The organism is Streptomyces sp. NPDC005803 (assembly GCF_040630435.1).
Lineage (GTDB): Bacteria > Actinomycetota > Actinomycetes > Streptomycetales > Streptomycetaceae > Streptomyces.
This window is the reverse complement of the sequence record NZ_JBEXXO010000027.1, coordinates 63,342-78,665: the sequence shown is the minus strand read 5'-3', so window position 1 is coordinate 78,665 and position 15,324 is coordinate 63,342. Positions and strand designations below refer to the sequence as shown.

General features: G+C 72.6%; 13 protein-coding genes and 1 pseudogene. 4 read left to right on the top strand and 10 right to left on the bottom strand.

Going from position 1 to position 15,324, the window contains the following annotated elements; all coding sequences use genetic code 11:
• Nucleotides 1-196 precede the first annotated feature (196 nt).
• A complete protein-coding gene (locus ABZ454_RS31030; protein WP_359542887.1) occupies nt 197-841 on the bottom strand; it encodes an HNH endonuclease family protein in 645 nt (214 codons plus the stop codon).
• 302 nt (nt 842-1,143) lie between these two features.
• On the opposite strand from ABZ454_RS31030, the gene ABZ454_RS31025 reads away from it, so the two are divergent.
• The gene (locus ABZ454_RS31025) at nt 1,144-1,905 is read left to right on the top strand and encodes an ABC transporter permease (protein WP_359542886.1); all 762 of its coding nucleotides are present in this window, start codon (nt 1,144-1,146) and stop codon (nt 1,903-1,905) included.
• A 189-nt stretch (nt 1,906-2,094) separates the two neighbouring features.
• Here the strand turns inward: ABZ454_RS31025 and ABZ454_RS31020 are convergent, their stop codons facing one another.
• Both ABZ454_RS31020 and ABZ454_RS31015 read right to left on the bottom strand, forming a co-directional pair.
• Nucleotides 2,095-2,757: an HAD-IA family hydrolase gene (locus ABZ454_RS31020; protein WP_359542884.1), complete on the bottom strand. Its 663-nt coding sequence runs from the start codon at nt 2,755-2,757 to the stop codon at nt 2,095-2,097.
• Between the two features lie 180 nt (nt 2,758-2,937).
• Entirely contained in the window at nt 2,938-4,134 is a 1,197-nt protein-coding gene (locus ABZ454_RS31015; RefSeq protein WP_359542882.1) for a peptidoglycan-binding domain-containing protein, read from the bottom strand.
• A 135-nt stretch (nt 4,135-4,269) separates the two neighbouring features.
• Here ABZ454_RS31015 and ABZ454_RS31010 point away from each other — a divergent pair, with 135 nt between their 5' ends.
• Nucleotides 4,270-6,336 carry an MDR family MFS transporter gene (locus tag ABZ454_RS31010; RefSeq protein ID WP_359542880.1) on the top strand — a complete coding sequence of 689 codons (2,067 nt, stop codon included), beginning with the start codon at nt 4,270-4,272 and terminating at the stop codon, nt 6,334-6,336.
• Nucleotides 6,337-6,363: 27 nt separating this feature from the next.
• Here the strand turns inward: ABZ454_RS31010 and ABZ454_RS31005 are convergent, their stop codons facing one another.
• Together ABZ454_RS31005 and ABZ454_RS31000 are read right to left on the bottom strand one after the other, a co-directional pair.
• Nucleotides 6,364-6,840 (bottom strand): GNAT family N-acetyltransferase, encoded by a 477-nt coding sequence (locus tag ABZ454_RS31005; protein WP_359542878.1) that lies wholly within the window; start codon nt 6,838-6,840, stop codon nt 6,364-6,366.
• Nucleotides 6,841-7,034: 194 nt separating this feature from the next.
• Nucleotides 7,035-8,129 (bottom strand): DUF2330 domain-containing protein, encoded by a 1,095-nt coding sequence (locus tag ABZ454_RS31000; protein ID WP_359542928.1) that lies wholly within the window; start codon nt 8,127-8,129, stop codon nt 7,035-7,037.
• A gap of 378 nt (nt 8,130-8,507) precedes the next feature.
• On the opposite strand from ABZ454_RS31000, the gene ABZ454_RS30995 reads away from it, so the two are divergent.
• On the top strand, nt 8,508-10,490 hold the full coding sequence (locus ABZ454_RS30995; protein WP_359542927.1) for a bifunctional glycosyltransferase 87/phosphatase PAP2 family protein: 1,983 nt from the start codon (nt 8,508-8,510) through the stop codon (nt 10,488-10,490).
• Nucleotides 10,491-10,587: 97 nt separating this feature from the next.
• On the opposite strand, the gene ABZ454_RS30990 is transcribed toward ABZ454_RS30995, so the two are convergent.
• The 5 genes and pseudogenes from ABZ454_RS30990 to ABZ454_RS30970 form a co-directional block, all read right to left on the bottom strand.
• Complete coding sequence (locus ABZ454_RS30990; RefSeq protein ID WP_359542876.1) at nt 10,588-11,580, bottom strand: zinc-binding dehydrogenase; 993 nt, start codon at nt 11,578-11,580, stop codon at nt 10,588-10,590.
• Between the two features lie 56 nt (nt 11,581-11,636).
• Nucleotides 11,637-13,019: a replication-associated recombination protein A gene (locus ABZ454_RS30985; protein ID WP_359542875.1), complete on the bottom strand. Its 1,383-nt coding sequence runs from the start codon at nt 13,017-13,019 to the stop codon at nt 11,637-11,639.
• A gap of 113 nt (nt 13,020-13,132) precedes the next feature.
• Nucleotides 13,133-13,417, bottom strand: coding sequence for an MmcQ/YjbR family DNA-binding protein (locus ABZ454_RS30980; protein ID WP_359542925.1), 285 nt, complete (start codon nt 13,415-13,417; stop codon nt 13,133-13,135).
• Nucleotides 13,418-13,456: 39 nt separating this feature from the next.
• Nucleotides 13,457-13,825 (bottom strand): annotated as a pseudogene (locus tag ABZ454_RS30975) (MmcQ/YjbR family DNA-binding protein); the annotation flags it as partial.
• 46 nt (nt 13,826-13,871) lie between these two features.
• A complete protein-coding gene (locus ABZ454_RS30970; RefSeq protein WP_359542874.1) occupies nt 13,872-14,042 on the bottom strand; it encodes a hypothetical protein in 171 nt (56 codons plus the stop codon).
• 132 nt (nt 14,043-14,174) lie between these two features.
• Here ABZ454_RS30970 and ABZ454_RS30965 point away from each other — a divergent pair, with 132 nt between their 5' ends.
• Entirely contained in the window at nt 14,175-15,146 is a 972-nt protein-coding gene (locus ABZ454_RS30965) for an AraC family transcriptional regulator (protein ID WP_359542872.1), read from the top strand.
• The last annotated feature ends 178 nt before the right edge of the window (nt 15,147-15,324 follow it).

Here is a 15,324-nt window from a genome sequence, read left to right as displayed (position 1 = left end):
GTGGTGCTCCTCGCGTCGTTCCGTACGGGACGGTGCCGTACGGCGATGCGTACGGCGGCTTCGTACCGTACGGCGGCTTCGTACCGTACGGAACGACGGGGGAGTGCGGGGCGTTTCCGGGGGCGGACGGGCGCGGCGAGGTGTCGTCCGCCGGGGGCCGGGCCGGTCAGCCGGCCCCCGGCGCCTCGCCGGGTGTTCAGCAGCCGTTGAGCACGGACTGCAGGGCGCTCTTCTCCGCGGAGTCGACGCTCAGGCCGTAGTAGTGCTTCACGTGCACCCAGGCACGGACGTACGTGCACTTGTAGGCGGTGCGCGAGGGGAGCCAGGTGGCGGGGTCCTGGTCGCCCTTGGCCTGGTTGACGTTGTCCGTGACCGCGATGAGCTGGGGTCGCGTCAGGTCGTTGGCGTAGGACTGGCGTTGGGCCGTGGTCCAGCTGGAGGCGCCCGAACGCCAGGCCTCGGCGAGCGGGACCATGTGGTCGATGTCCAGATCGGATGCGGCGGTCCAGGTCGCCCCGTCGTACTGCGAGTACCAACTGCCGCTGGTGGCCGCACAGCTGGAGTCCTGCGCGACGTTCGTGCCGTCGCGCTCGAGGACGACCTCCCGGGTGTTGCAGGCGCCCGACTGGGTGATCCAGTGCGGGAACTTGTCCCTGCTGTAGCCGGTGGACGAGCCTTCCGCCTTCACGGTCAGCTCGTTCAGATACGTACGGGCGGTGGACGCCGAGACCGGGGTGGGCATGGCCGCCTGGGCGCTGGGAGCCGTGAGCAGTCCGGTGGTGGCGGCGAGGGTGGCGGACGCGGCGAGGACGGCTATGCGACGCGCGTAGATACCTGACATGCGAACTCCCTGCGTGTGGGGGGCTGTTGGGCGGGCCGTTCGGACGGCTCGGCCATCGTGGCGGCGCCGGGTTTCCGTGGGGTGGGCGCCAGGTAACAGCGTGGCGACATGCGCACGTCACATCAAGGGTTCTGACGAAGGGGTTCGGATCACGGGGGCGTGCCGGAGTGCGTGCGCGGGCGTACGGAACTGAGGGGGCGGCAGTTCCGGGGGGTGGGCGTGGGCCGGGACGGGCTCCGCCCCGGCGCCAGGATTCCGGTTCGTGACGGGGCGCCGGGTGCGGGCGGTCCTATGGTGGCGGCGTGCTGCTTCCGGTCACCCTCACGCTCGGCGTCGTGCTGGCGCTGCTGCTCGCGGCGGCCGCGGCCGTCGCCTCGTTCGCGTCCCTCGGCCGGTCGCGCGAGATCGTCGTGGCCGGGCTGCGGGCCGCGGCTCAGCTCGCCGTGGTCTCCTCGCTCATCGGCTGGGTGGTCCACGCCCTGGCGCCGACGTTCGCGTTCATCGTGCTGATGTACGCCGTGGCCGTGTGGACCGCGGGCCGCCGGGTCACGGGAAACCGCACGTGGCGGTGGGTGGCCGTGCCGATCGGGGCGGGGGTCGCGCCGGTGGTCGTCGTGCTGCTGCTCACCGGCCTCGTGCCGGTCCGGGGCATCGCGCTGATCCCGGTGACGGGCATCCTCATCGGGGGCGCGCTGACCGCGACCGTGCTCGGGGGCCGGCGGGCGCTCGACGAACTGACCGCGCGGCGCGGGGAGGTCGAGGCGGCGATGGCCCTCGGGTTCCTGGACCGGGACGCCCGACTGGAGATCGCCCGGCCCGCGGCGTCGGACGCGCTGCTGCCGGGGCTCGACCAGACGCGCACGGTGGGGCTCGTCACGCTGCCCGGGGCGTTCGTGGGCATGCTGCTGGGCGGCGCCTCACCGGTGCAGGCGGGCGCCGTACAGCTGTTCGTGCTGGTGGCCCTGATGGCCGTACAGGCCGCGGCCGTCGCGACCGTGCTGGAGCTGGTGGCGCGGGGGCGGCTGCACCGCGACGGGGCGGAGGGGACGAAGACCGGTCGCTGAGAGGCCGTGCGGGCCGTGCGGGGCGGACCCCCGTGCGCCGACAGCGTGCGGACGGACGGGGCGGGGGCGGCAGGGGAGACCGGGCACTGAGGGAGGGGCCGTGCGGGGCGGCCTGCCGCGTCGCGCGAGGCCGCCCGTGCGGGCGGTCTGCCGGAGCGGTCTGTCGGGGCGGTCTGTGGGGGCGGGCTGTCAGCGCCCGCTGATGTGCAGGACGACCGTGCCGTCCGCCGCCGCCTCCACCCGGATCTGCGTGAGGTCGTCGACGTGGGCGTCGGGGGAGAGCGCCGCCGCGCGCGGGCCGACGCCCACGACGCGCATGCCCGCCGCCCGGCCGGCCGCGATGCCCGCCTCGGAGTCCTCGAAGACGACGCAGTCCGCCGGCGCGAAGCCGAGTCCGGCCGCGCCCTTGAGGAAGCCCTCCGGGTCTGGCTTGCTGGCTCCGACGCTCTCGGCGGTGACGCGGAGCTCCGGCATCCGCAGCCCGGCCGCGGTCATCCGGGCCCGGGCCAGCGCCAGGTCGGCCGAGGTGACCAGGGCGTGCGGGAGCGGCGCGATCGCGTCCATGAAGGCGGGGGCGCCGCCGATCGGGACGACGCCGTCGGTGTCGGCGGTCTCCTCGGCGAGCATCACCCGGTTGTCCGCGTAGTTCTGCTCCATCGGGCGGTCCGGGAGGAGCACCGCCATGGTGGCGTACCCCTGCCGTCCGTGGACCACCTTGAGCGCCGCTTCCGGGTCCAGGCCCTGCCGCAGCGCCCAGCGCCGCCAGCAGCGCTCCACGACGGCGTCGGAGTTCACCAGGGTGCCGTCCATGTCGAGGAGGAGGGCGCGGGCGGTGAGGACGGTGGCCGGCATGGGCGGGCTCCAGAGCGGGGGGAAGCGAACGCCGCCGAGGAGATGAGCGGCGCGGGAAAGAGAACAAGTGGCCCCCGCTCGCCGGTCAGGGTGTGCGCGCGGAGGCCACTTTGTTTCTCCACGATACAAAAACGAGGCCGGGAAAGCGAATCCCGGCCCCGGGGCGGGGTCGCGGTGCGGTCAGCGGCGCCCCTGCCCTGTGGTGGACGCCTCCAGTGCGCGCCGGGTGTTCGGCCCGTAGACGCCATCCGGGTCGCCCTGGACGTTCCTCCAGATCTGGAAGGTGTGCACGGCGTTCTCGATCCGGGCCGTGTAGTCGTCGTCGACGGGGCCGTTCAGCACCCAGGCCTCCTGGAGTCGCCGCTGCAGTTCCGCCACCTCCGGTCCGTGGTCGCCGCGCCGCAGCGTCGGAGCGCTCGGCGACTCGGCGGGCGGCGCCACCTCGGCGGGGTCGCTGCTCTCCGGGGCCGCCGGGGACGACGCGGCGGCCGACCCCGACGGGGAAGCCGACGCGGAACCGGACGCCGAGGAGGACGAGGACGCCGAAGCGGAGGCGGACGCGGACGCCGAGGCCGAGGCGGACGGCGAGCCGGAGGCCGAGCGGGAGGGTGACGGGGAGACGGACGCCGAGGCGGAGGCCGACGGCTCGGCGCTCTCCTCGTCGGGGAGGCTGGCCACCGTGGAGGGCAGCGCCTGGTCCAGGTCGGCCTCCTGGCTCCTGTCCCCGTTGAACAGCCCGCCGACGAAGGCCGCCGTGCCGACCACCGTGACCACGGCCGCCCCCGCGACGAGCGCCGCGAAGGGCCGTCGGCGTCGGGGCTGCACGGGGTCCGGGCCGGTCGTGAGGAGCGCGGCGCCCGAGGGGTCCGCCGCGTGGCCCGGGTGCGTCGCGTCCGGCAGGGGGGCCGGCCCGGCCGGATCCAGGAACAGCGGCATCGTCGTGGCGGCGTCCCCCGCCTGTCCGCCCGGCAGGTGCCCCTGCGACGGGCCGGAGGCGGGCGTCCCCGCGTCCTCGCCGCCCAGCGTCACGTACGGCCGGATGCGCAGCGGGTCGAAGTCCTCCGCCGCCGCCATCTCCGCCGACCGGCCGGCGTGGTGCTGCTCCGCGACGCGCTGCTGCTCGGCGGCCCTCTCCTCGTCGCTGAGCGGGTGCTGCCCGGCGAGGGCCTGCTGTGCGCGGGCGGTGTCGTCGACGGCCTGCTGCGCGTGGGCGGACCCGTCGGCGGCCCGCTGCTGTCCGGTCGCGCCGTAGCCGTCCTGCCCGGTGTCCTGCGGCGCTCCCGCGCCGTCGTGCGCCGCGCGGGCCGCGCAGGCGCAGCCCGGGCCGGTGCCCGGTCTGGTGTCCGTACCGCACTCCGGGCATATATGTCCGGTCATTGTGGGTCCCCTCCCCTTGAACTGCCTGCGATTATGCAGCCCGCCGCCGGGAAGCCCAATCACGGAGTTCCTCGGCAGGCCATAACGGGGCGGAACGGACAGGATAGGGGGGTAGCGGATCCGAGGAGATGGTTTATGGCCCAGCAGATGAGCCCCCCGGCCCCGGCCCCCGGCGCCGACCGTTCCACGCGGTCGGTCCTGGTGGCGATCGGCGCACTGCTCCTCGGCATGCTCCTCGCCGCACTCGACCAGACCATCGTCTCCACCGCGCTGCCGACGATCGTCAGCGACCTCGGCGGGCTGGAACACCTGTCGTGGGTGGTCACGGCCTATCTGCTGGCGTCGACCGCCGCGACCCCGCTCTGGGGCAAGCTCGGTGACCAGTACGGGCGCAAAAAACTCTTCCAGACGGCCATCGTCATCTTCCTGATCGGCTCGGCCCTGTGCGGCGTCGCCCAGAACATGCCGCAGCTGATCGGCTTCCGCGCCCTCCAGGGGCTCGGCGGTGGCGGACTGATGGTGCTGTCGATGGCGATCGTGGGCGACATCGTCCCCCCGCGCGAACGCGGCAAGTACCAGGGCCTGTTCGGCGCGGTGTTCGGTGCGACGAGCGTCCTCGGACCGCTCCTCGGCGGCTTCTTCACCCAGCACCTCAGCTGGCGCTGGGTGTTCTACATCAACCTTCCCATCGGGGTCGTCGCCCTCGTCGTCATCGCCGCCGTGCTGCACATCCCGGTCCGCCGCACGAAGCACACCATCGACTACCTCGGCACCTTCCTCATCGCCTCGGTCGCCACCTGCCTCGTCCTCGTCGCCTCGCTCGGCGGCACCACCTGGGCCTGGGGATCGGCGAAGATCATCGGTCTCGCCGTGCTGAGCGTCGTGCTGCTGATCGCCTTCGTGTACGTGGAGCGGCGCGCCGCCGAACCCGTCCTGCCGCTGAAACTGTTCCGGATCAGGACCTTCAGCCTCGTCGCGGTGATCAGCTTCGTCGTCGGCTTCGCGATGTTCGGCGCGATGACCTACCTGCCGACGTTCCTCCAGGTGGTGCACGGCATCACGCCGACGATGTCCGGCGTCCACATGCTCCCCATGGTGTTCGGTCTGCTCATCACCTCGACCGTGTCCGGCCAGATCGTCAGCCGTACGGGCCGCTGGAAGGTCTTCCCCATCCTGGGCACCGGCATCACCGCGATCGGCCTGCTGCTCCTGCACCGGCTGACGGAGTCCAGCGGCACCTGGGAGATGAGCGTCTACTTCTTCGTCTTCGGCGCGGGACTCGGCCTCGTGATGCAGGTCCTGGTCCTGGTGGTGCAGAACGCCGTCTCGTACCAGGACCTCGGCGTCGCCACCTCCGGCGCGACCTTCTTCCGCTCCATCGGAGCCTCGTTCGGCGTCGCGATCTTCGGCACCATCTTCACCAACCGGCTCACCGACAAGCTCGGTGCCGCGCTCGCCGACCGGCCGCTGCCGCCCGGCGTCAGTGCCAAGGGGCTGGCCGCCGACCCGCGCGCGATCGGTCAGCTGCCGCCGGCGCTCCGGCAGCCCGTGCTCAACGCGTACTCGACGTCGATCACCGACGTGTTCCTCTACGCCGCCCCCGTCGTCCTGGTCGCCTTCCTCTTCGCCTGGCTGCTCAAGGAGGACACGCTGCGCGGTTCGGTGACCGCCCCCGATCCCACCGAGACCCTCGCGTCGAACCCGGTCGAGCGGTCCTCGTACGACGAGTGCGCGCGCGCCCTGTCGATCCTCGCCACCAGGGAGGGCCGCCGCGAGGTCTACGTGCGGATCACCGAGCGGGCCGGCTACGACCTGTTGCCGGCCGCCAGCTGGATGCTGCTGCGCATCAAACGGCACGGCACCGTCGAACCCGCCCGGCTCGCCGAGGTCGCCCCCGTGCCGCTGCGGGTCGTCAGCGACGCCGCCCGGCAGCTGGAGGAGCGCGGCCTGGCCCGCCGGCTGGGCGTGCAGCTGGTGCTCACCGAACCGGGCGCCGAGGCCGTGGTGAAGCTCGCCCACGCCCGGGAGGAGTCCCTGGCCGAGCTGCTGGGCGACTGGTGGGGCCCGGAGCGGCCGACCGACCTGGTCGCGCTGGTGTCGCAGCTGACGGCGGAGACGAGCGGGTCGAGCAAGGAGCGCCCCCACAGCCCGGGGCCCAGGCGGGACCACGCGGCCGGCCACCCGCACCACCCGCCCGTCTGAGGTCGCGCCGGGTGCCGGGAGAGGCCGTCACAGCTCCTTGGCGAACCAGTGCTCCGCGTACGGGCCGTGGTGGAAGGCCGGGACCTCGCGGTAGCCGTGCTTGGCGTAGAGACCGCGCGCCTCGACGAGGTCGTTGCGGGTGTCGAGCCGGATCTGCCGCACGCCGAGGGCCCGTGCCAGGCTCTCGACGGTCGCGAGCAGCAGCCCGCCGCCGCCGGTACCGCGCGCCCGGGGGCGGACGAAGACCCGGGTCAGCTCCGCCACGCCCGCCTCCACCACGAGGAAACCCGCGCAGGCCGCCGCCACGCCCTCGAAGCGGCCGACGACGAACGCGCCGGTCGGCGGGGCGAGCCGCTCGGCGCCGTCGTCGGTGAGCCCCTCGTCGATCTCCTCCGCCGTCGCGGGCCGCTTCCAGTACCGGCTGGCGACCTCGTCGTAGTAGTCCCGGCGCAGCAGCGCGGCATCAGCGGAGTCGAAGCGTTCGGGGGCCATCGTCCATGTCATCGGGTCATTCTGGCGTGCGCCCGAACGGGGGAGCGGCAAGGGTGCCGCCTTACGGCGGACCCGGACGTCATCAGGAGCGCCGTACCGCGTGTCACCCGGCGTACGCATGTGCGGCCGACCGGCGCGGGGAGATCCGGCCCTCACCTCAGTGGCGGCGCGAAGACCGGCGCGTGGAGGCGCGTGGAGACCCGCCCTCACCTCAGCGGCGGCGGCGCGAAGACCGGCGGGGGCGGGGTCACCGGACGCCGCCCCCGGGCCCGCAGGACCAGCAGCAGGGCCGCGACCACCACGGCCGCTCCGCCGAGCGACGCCAGCACCCAGGCCGGCACGCCGCCCACCGTCAGCAGTTCGTCCCGGTGGTAGGTGGTCCGGTACGGGGTGTCCGCGGCGGCCGCCCGCAGCTCATGGTCGCCGTCGATCAGTTCCGGCCGGGGGAACGACTGGTCGATCGCCGTGACGAAGACCGGCTCGCCGCCCGTCAGCGCCACCAGCGCCGGATACGCGTGCTGCTCCCGCCGGGCGTCGACCCGCCCCGCGTAGGTGACCTCGGGCGGCCGGCCGCCGATCGCCCCGCGCGGCTCCATGCGGTGCGCCGCGAGCACGTACAGACCCAGGGACTGCGGCGTCGCGGCGAGCCGGGACAGACGCATCGGGTAGACGGGACGGTCGCTGGCGAACCGCAGCCGCAGCGGGTCGAGCGTGCCGCTCAGCGGACCCCCGGCATCCCGGGGAGCCAGCCGCACGGCCACGTACTCCCACTTCTGCTCGACGTAGGGGCGCAGGGCCGTCGCGAGGCGGTCCGGCAGCTCGAAGCCGTTCTCCTTCAGCCAGCCCTCCAGGGCGGCGGGGTCGGTCGCGGCGAGCCGCGCCACGTCGAACGGCCCGAGCCGTTCCCGGCCCACCACCTCGACCGGTGCGGCGGCCGCGGGGGCGGCGGCGCCGTCCCCGGTCCTGCCGCTCGAACCGCCGAACGGCCAGTCCTTCGCACGTGGCCAGAAATAGTGATCCGTCTTGCTCACCGGCGCGGTGAGGGTTTCGAGCTCGGAGAAGAGCGAGGCGTCCCCGAGCTCGACCGTGGCACGGTGCGGCACGGGCATGATCCAGGCGGCCGCGGGGGCGTTCCCCCGGACGGTGAGCCGCATCACGATCTGCTCGGTGCCGCCGTCCCAGCTGACGACGGACATCTCCCGGTCGACCGACACCCGGCTGTCGCGGTCCACGACCATCGCTCCGCAACCGCACGCGTACGCCGGCGCGATCAACGAGCCCAGTTGCAGCGAGCACACCATCATGACCAGGGACAACGCGCGGAGCACCCATCCCCGCGGCCGGTGCCGCACCTCTCGAAAGCTCCCCGCGCACCGCATGTCCGTGTTCCTCCCCGTGGTCACCGATCAGGGGCTCAGACGCGGCGGCGGCCCCACCGGTTCCGGCCGTCACGGCCTGTCCACCCCGCTCGGCCGGCAGTCTTTCGGACAAAAGCGGGGTGACAGTCAGGTGAAGAGGGGGTGATTGTGTCTACCTCATAGCGCAATGCGAAGGTTTCACAACAGGCCGGGCGGAGAATCGGCCACAGACGCTGGGAGGGTCGGCGCAACGTGGCGAACGCGGAGCACAGTGTGCGCACAGACGCGGTGACAGGAGCGAGGACCGGGGCAGCCCGTGCCGTGCTCTGGCTGGTTGTGGCCGCTCTGGCCGTGCGGCAGATGGCGGTGGTGCTGCGGCAGCCGCCCGGCGAACGGCTCACCGATCTGGAGACCTGGATCGGTGAGAACGGTGTGCTTCATGTGACGGGGTCGCTGTACGACACCGACCGGTTCACCGGCACGCCCTTCGCCGGTCTGGTGCTCAAGCCACTGACCCGTACGGCCGAACAGAGCCTCGGCGTCGCCTGGACCTTCGGCTCGCTGCTGCTCGTCGCCGCGCTCGGCGTCATCGCGGCGCGCGCCCTGCCCGCCCCCGTGAGCCGCCGCACGGCCCTGCTCGCCGCCCCCGTCGCCATCAGCCTGCTGATGCTCTCGCTGCCGGTGCGCAACGCCCTCCACCTGGGGCAGACCAGCATCCTGCCGGTCCTCCTGGTCCTCATCGGCTGCTTCGCGGTCCGCGGCGAACGGGCCTCGGGCATCCTCGTCGGGATCGCGGCCGCGCTCCAGCCGACCGTGCTGCTCTTCGCCGTCCTGCTCCGGCTGACCGGCAGACGCACAGCCGCGCTGACCGGTGGCGCGGCCTTCGCCGCCTGCACGGCGCTGGCCTGGGCCGCGATGCCGCACGACTCGTGGACGTACTGGGTGCACCATGTGGCGGGCGCCGGGCTCGGCGACCAGGCCGACAGCCTCGCCAACCAGTCGCTGCACGGGGCGCTGCTGCGCCTGGGCCTGGAGGGGCCGCTGGAGATCGCCCTCTTCGTGGTGCTGGCCGCGGCCGTCTGCTTCCTGGGGCTGCGCCGCGCGGCACGCTACGCGCGCGACGGCCAGTTGCTGCTCGCCGTCGCCGTGACCGGCTGCGTCTGCGTCGCCGTGGCGCCCACCGCCTGGCAGCACCAGCTGCTGTGGGTGCTGCTCGCGGTGGTCGGCCGGGTCGGCAAGCGGGCCTCCGACCGGCTGGTGTGGCCGGCCGTCGTGATCCTCGTCGTCACGCTGCCGGGCAAAATGCTGCTGCCGAACATCGAGGCGATGTTCCCGGTCCGCGACAACGTGCTGCTGATCGCCGCGCTCGGGGCCGCGTGCGCCGCCCCGTTCCTGCCGCGCACCTCGCCGTACTGGCAGCGGCCGGTCCCCACCGACCACGCTGCCCCGGTCGCCGCGCGCTGGAGCAGGGTGCCGCTGCTGCCGTTCTGGCGGCGGGTGCTCAGCCGGCCCAACCTGCTGCTGGAACTCCTGCTGATCAGGGTCGTCTACTCCGCGTACCAACAGGTCAGGCTGGCCGCGACCGCCGGGCGCGCCACGGCGGAACACCACGGCCGGCAGATCCACTCGGCCGAACAGTGGCTGCACATCGACATCGAGCACTGGGCCAACCACGCGGTCGTCGAGATCGGCTGGCTGCGGGACTTCTTCGACTACTACTACTCGACCTTCCACTTCATCGTCCCGCTCGCCATCCTCGGTGTGCTGTACGTACGCCGCCCCGCGGACTACCGCTGGGTCCGCAGCTCCATCGGCTTCGCCACGCTGCTCGCCCTGGTCGGCTTCTGGCTCTACCCGCTGGCCCCGCCGCGGCTGATGCCGGGACTGGGCTTCATCGACACGGTGCACGGCGTCCAGGACTTCGCCAAGCCCGACTACGGCACGCTGACCGGGGTGACCAACCAGTACGCGGCGATGCCCTCGCTGCACTTCGGCTGGTCCCTGTGGTGCGGGGTGGTGATCGTGATGCTCGCCCCGAAGGCCTGGATGAAGGCGCTGGGGCTGCTGCACCCGCTGTTCACGGTCTCGGCGATCATCGCGACCGGCAACCACTGGGTGCTCGACGCGGTGGGCGGGGCGGCGGTGGTGGCCCTCGGCTTCGGCCTCACGTACGCGCTCTGCGGTCCGCGCCGGCTGCGGGAACCGGGGGAGGATCCGGACGCGGGCGACGGGGAAGCGCCACGGGAAGGCGCGGGGACGACGGCACTGCCGGACCCGTCCGGGCGCGTGACCGAGCGCGCCTGACGCCGAAGGGGCGCCGGGCCGTGTCGAGCGCCCGGCACCCCTTCGGCAGGTGGATCGTCGACGCCACTCCGGCGTTGGAGCCGGCCATAGGCGCGTGTCAGTCGAGGACGACGACGTGTTTGCCCGGGGTGCCGCCGGTCGCCAGGTCGGTGTGGGCCTGGGGGATCTGGCCGAGGCCGTGATAGACCTTCGCGATGGCGGGCTTGAGACGGCCTTCGGTGATGGACCGCAGTTGGTGGTCGAAGGCGGCGGGCGGCAGGTCCTTGGCACCGCCGCCGTAGACGGTGAGGCGTACGCCGATGGGGATGACGGCGAACGCGTTGAAGTCGGGGATGATCCACTGGTCGGAGAGCGAGCCGGTGAAGCAGCCGGTGCCGCCGGGGCGGACCGCGCGCAGGGTGTCGGGCAGGGCCGGCCCGCCGACCAGTTCCAGTGCGGCATCCACCCCACCGGGATACAGCTCCCGTACGCGGTCGGCGATCTTCCCGTCGTCGACGATCGGGTGGTCCACGCCGTGGTCGCGCAACACCTGGGCGCGCTCGGCGCGGCGGGTGGTGGACAGCACGGTGGCGCCCAGGTCCTTGGCCAGCGCGGCGGCGGACAGGCCGACGGTGGAGGTTCCGCCACGGATCAGCAGGCTCTGGCCCGGCTGGAGGTTGAGCCCGGTGGTGAGGGAGCCGTAGGCGGTCTGGAACATCTCCGGCAGTGCGCCGACGGTCTCCCAGGGCAGGTCCGTGTCGAAGGGGATGACCTGTTCTTCGGGGACCAGGGTGTATTCGGCGTAACTGCCGTCGAAGGCGCGGCCCATGCCGCCCATCATGGTGGCCACCTTCTGGCCGGGCTTGAGGTCGTTGCCGTCCGGGACGGCGTCGATGATGCCGACGCCCTCGATCCCTAGGATGCGAGGGAAGGAGAAGTCCGGGCCGGACTGGCCCTTCGTGCTGGTGACCTCCGATTCGTTGACGCCGAAGGCTTTGATCCGGATGCGGACCCAGCCCGGGCGCACGTCGGGGACGGGCACGTCCGTGACGGTGAGCCGGTCGGGGGTGACGGGACCGGTGAGGCGGATGGCGTTCATGGTCGGAGTCATCGCGGTGTCTTCTTCCAGCGGTCGGGGGTACGGGGTCGGGGGCGGCTGGTCCTGGTTCAGCCGCCGGTGTCCGGGTGGCGCCGCTGGGCACGTAGCCGGGCCCAGTGCTCCAGCCGGCGGCCGACCTCGGCCTCGTGGCCGTGCTCGGTGGGCTGGTAGTAGGTCTCGCGGTCCATGTTCCGGGGGAAGTAGTCGGCGCCGGAGAAGCCGTCGGGGGCATCGGGGTCGTACTGATAGTCCTGGCCGTAGCCGAGGTCCTTCATCAGCCGGGTGGGTGCGTTGAGGATGTGCGGCGGAGGCATGAGGGAGCCGGTGCGGCGTGCGCTCTTGCCCGCGGCTGCGAAACCGCGATAGACGGCAATGGACTTCGGGGTGGTGGCCAGGTAGACGACGGCCTGGGCGAGGGCGAGTTCGCCCTCGGGTGAGCCGAGCCGCTCGTACACGTCCCACGCGGCGAGCGTCTGGTGGATGGCCTGCGGGTCGGCCATGCCGATGTCCTCATTCGCGAAGCGGACCAGTCGGCGGGCGATGAACAGCGGGTCCTCGCCGCCTTCCAGCATCCGGGCCAGCCAGTACAGGGCGGCGTCCGGGTCGGAGCCGCGCATCGCCTTGTGCAGTGCGGAGATCAGGTTGTAATGGCCCTCCTGGGCCTTGTCGTACAGCGGGGCCCGCTGCTGTACCTGCCGGGCCAGCCCGGCGACGTCCAGCGGGCCGGTGTCCCTGGGGAGGGCCTGGAGCTGTTCGGCCATGTTCAGCAGGTAGCGGCCGTCTCCGTCGGCCATGGCGAGCAGGGCCTGGCTGGCCTCGTCGGTCAGCGGGAGGACCCGGCCGGTCAGTTCCTCGGCGCGGGCCGTGAGCGTCTGCAGGGCCTGCTCGTCGAGGCGTTTGAGGACGAAGACCTGGCAGCGGGAGAGCAGTGCTCCGTTCAGTTCGAAGCTCGGGTTCTCGGTGGTCGCGCCGACCAGAACGACCGTGCCGTCCTCTACGTAGGGCAGGAAGCTGTCCTGCTGGGCGCGGTTGAAGCGATGGATCTCGTCGACGAACAAGAGCGTCCTCTGACCCCGGGCCCGGCGCTGCTCGGCGTCGCGGAACACCCGGCGCAGGTCCGCGACCCCGGAGAAGGTCGCCGAGAGCGGTGCGAAGACCAGACCGGCGGCATCGGCGAGGAGACGGGCGATGGTGGTCTTTCCGGAGCCCGGCGGCCCCCACAGGACCATCGACACCAGATGTTGCCGCTGCACCATCCGCCCGATCGGCGCCTCATCGGCCAGCAGGTGCTCCTGGCCGACCACCTGGGCCAGAGCACGGGGGCGCAGCCGGTCGGCGAGAGGACGGGAGAGGTCTTCGACAGCCGGCCCGGTGGTGTCGCTCGCGCCGGTGCTGCCGAGGTCGGCACCGGCGACGTCGAACAGGGCGAGCGTGGGTTCGGAGGCGTCCATGAAACAGGGCTTTCGGCGAGGCGAGGGTGGTCGGGGCGGGCGTTCAGGCCCGTGCGGGCCGTCGGCTGCGGGGCACGGCGTTGAGCGCGAGGTCGAAGGAGTCGGTGACCAGGTCAGCGATCAGGGCCGCGGTGATACCCCGGCCGGCGCCCACGGAGATCCAGTGCGTCTTGTCGAGATAGCGCCCGATAGCGATCGAGGGGGTAGGCGTCCCGTAGCTGCCGCCCGTGTTCCGGCTCCGCCTTGACCGTGATGATCCGCTCACCGGGATCGTCCGTGACGATCAGGAAGGCCTTCCCGGCGACCTTGTAGACGTCCAACTTCTCGGTGAAAGGGCGGCTGCTGCCGGAGCCGGGCAGCGCCTCGGCCGCGCGGCGTGCCGCCTGCTGCAGCCGCACCCCGGTCAGGGTCACCGCGGGGCCCGGGTCTCCCCGGGCATAGGAGGCCGGGGCGACCGGCTGCTGCGCTTTCGGGAGCCCCGCGACCACCAGCCGGTAGGAGTCGGTCACCAGCTCCTCGACCAGGGCGCAGTCGAGGGAGTCGCCGCCGTGCAGGGTGATCCAGTGCCGCTTGTTCATGTGGTAGCCGGGGGTGATCTCGGCGTGCTGCTCACGCAGCGCTGCCGCCTCGTCGGGGGCTGACTTGAGGATCACCAGCGGCTCCCCGGTGACGTCGGTGATCAGCATGAAGACCTTGCCGCGTACCTTGTGCACGTCCCACTCCTCACCGAAGGGATGCTCCAATGCGGTGCCGGGCAGGCCCTCGGCGCACTCGGCGGCCATCTGCTGCAGCTTCTTGCCGTTCATGATGTTCAGCTCCTTGTTCCGTGCACGATGCGCCACTGGCCGTCTATCAGGCGGTAGCCGTGCGTGGGGTTCCGGGCGCGGAGCTGCTCCTCCTTGCCGTTCTCGTCGAGGACGAGGTGTTCAGGTCGTACGCCAGGAAGGCGAGGTCGCCGCCGTCGCTGACGTGACCCTGCGGGTTGAGGTACTCGCTGGGCACGATGTGCGGCCTGACGCTCATTCCGTGTCCCTTCGGGGTGCCGTGGCCGGGCTCATCGGCCCCGCGCCGTGTGACGCGACGGCCCCGGCTGACCGGGCCTCACCAGCAATGATTCCCTGCGATCGGGCATATCGGGCGGTAGGCTACGGACACATGATGGTCAGCAACGGACAGACTGGCGGAGCCGAAGTATCCGACCCTCCCGCAGGAGCACCCACCCCCCTGTACGACTTCCAGCCCCCGGTCGGCACCCCGTACAGCCTGGAGGTCACCACCGTCGAGGACTTCTTCGCCGACCACGACGCCTGGCCCTGGGACCCGCCCCGCCCCGGCCGGGCCACCTTCCATTACCTCATCCAGGTGACGTCCGGCGTCCTGAAGCACGACGTCGACCACGTCACCCGCACCGTCGCCCCCGGCCAGTGGCTGTGGGTACGCCCCGGCCACACCCTGTGCTGGCACCCGCCGGGCACCGCCAGGGGCCCCTTCATCCTGTTCGAGCCGGCTGTCCTGCGGGCCGAGACGGCACGCCTGCTCGCCCCCGTCACCGCTCACGACGCGCCCGCCGTCCTGACCCCGCACCCCGACGACGCACCCTGGACCGAGCACACGGCCCTCCAACTCCTCGACGAACACCGTGCCCTGGGCCGGCGCCCCCTCGACCTCCACCACGCCCTGCGTCGCAGCCTGCTGGAGTCCCTGCTGCTCCGCCTCGCCCACAGCCCCGGCGTCACCACCGCGCCGCCCGCCGCCCCCGGTCGTCGTGCCACGCTCTACCGGCGCTTCCTCGACGCACTGGAACTGCACTTCCGCGAGCAGCACCACGTGGACGACTACGCCCGCCTGCTCGGCTGCTCGGTCCGCACCCTCACCCGCGCCGCACAGGACGCCGCCGGCACCGGAGCGCGGCAGGTGATCGACGAACGCCGTCTCCTCGAAGCCCGCCGCCTCCTCGGCCCCGCCGGCTGGACAGCCCGCGCCGTCGCCGCCCACCTGCACTTTCCCGACGCCGCCGACTTCGGCCGCTTCTTCCGCAACCGCACCGGCCTCACCCCCGCCGCCCACACGGCACGGGCAGACCAGCAGGAAAGCGGCTCCAGCCCGTGCGCCAACCCGGGGCCTTGAGAAGTCGGCACGGGCCGGCCGCCCTCTACGGGCCAGGTCAGGCCCTACTCCGATGTTTTCTCGGCGAGTACTACCGGGGCCCCCAGGAGCGCTGATTCGTCAGCAGGATGTGCCCATTGGCGAGCGGCAAGGGTGGCCGGCGCCGTTCGGTGGATGTTCGGGCAGGGCCGCCGCAGGT

What these genes read in the sequence shown, in the direction of transcription:
- ABZ454_RS31030 (WP_359542887.1), bottom strand. Translation starts at nt 841, where the DNA reads ATGTCAGGTATCTACGCGCGTCGCATAGCCGTCCTCGCCGCGTCCGCC.
- ABZ454_RS31020 (WP_359542884.1), bottom strand. Translation starts at nt 2,757, where the DNA reads ATGCCGGCCACCGTCCTCACCGCCCGCGCCCTCCTCCTCGACATGGAC.
- ABZ454_RS31015 (WP_359542882.1), bottom strand. Translation starts at nt 4,134, where the DNA reads ATGACCGGACATATATGCCCGGAGTGCGGTACGGACACCAGACCGGGC.
- ABZ454_RS31010 (WP_359542880.1), top strand. Translation starts at nt 4,270, where the DNA reads ATGGCCCAGCAGATGAGCCCCCCGGCCCCGGCCCCCGGCGCCGACCGT.
- ABZ454_RS31005 (WP_359542878.1), bottom strand. Translation starts at nt 6,840, where the DNA reads ATGACATGGACGATGGCCCCCGAACGCTTCGACTCCGCTGATGCCGCG.
- ABZ454_RS31000 (WP_359542928.1), bottom strand. Translation starts at nt 8,129, where the DNA reads ATGGTGTGCTCGCTGCAACTGGGCTCGTTGATCGCGCCGGCGTACGCG.
- ABZ454_RS30990 (WP_359542876.1), bottom strand. Translation starts at nt 11,580, where the DNA reads ATGACTCCGACCATGAACGCCATCCGCCTCACCGGTCCCGTCACCCCC.
- ABZ454_RS30985 (WP_359542875.1), bottom strand. Translation starts at nt 13,019, where the DNA reads ATGGACGCCTCCGAACCCACGCTCGCCCTGTTCGACGTCGCCGGTGCC.
- ABZ454_RS30970 (WP_359542874.1), bottom strand. Translation starts at nt 14,042, where the DNA reads ATGAGCGTCAGGCCGCACATCGTGCCCAGCGAGTACCTCAACCCGCAG.
- ABZ454_RS30965 (WP_359542872.1), top strand. Translation starts at nt 14,175, where the DNA reads ATGATGGTCAGCAACGGACAGACTGGCGGAGCCGAAGTATCCGACCCT.